The sequence below is a fragment of the Roseibium sp. ROS1 genome, assembly GCF_054658215.1.
The window spans coordinates 1-533 of sequence record NZ_BAAGIG010000034.1; the positions used below are offsets into that span (position 1 = coordinate 1).

Genomic DNA, 533 nt, shown 5'->3' on the forward strand with positions numbered 1-533 from the left:
AAGATGACATCGTTTCCGGCACTTCCGGATATAACGTCGTCTCCGCTGCCTGCTTCGATCACATCGACCATATCTGTCCCTGCGATCGTGTCGGCGTTCTCCGTTCCCAGCGTGACCTCCCGGCTGTCGGGATCGTTATAAAGATCCTTCAGCCAGAACCACTCCCATGTTCCACGGAACTGAACATGCTCGATGTCTCTGAGAATGTTTACGCCTTCTGTTTCGTGGATCGCGTAAACGGAGCCGTCAGGGTTCCAGTAGAACTCATAGTCAGCACTGCCACCGCGCAAGTCGACCTGATCTGTTCCGTCCCCCCCGAATACGATGTCATTTCCTGCACCTGGTTGCGGATTGTCGTTGCCTGCCCCAGCAACGATGATGTCATCGTCGTCAGAGGCGGTCAGAACTTCACCGTTCTCTGTCCCCGTGACCGTATTGAAGGAGCTGTATTTGGTGAGCAACTGGTTCATTCGGTACCAAGCGCCCTCACCTTCAAACCAAATTCCGTTGATGCTCGACAAGGTGTCGACGCC

Annotated in this window: 1 pseudogene; it reads right to left on the minus strand. The window is 54.4% G+C overall.

Annotated elements, in window-relative coordinates:
• A pseudogene (locus ACYQ6M_RS30380) lies at positions 1-470 on the minus strand (hypothetical protein); the annotation flags it as partial.
• Positions 471-533 lie beyond the last annotated feature (63 nt).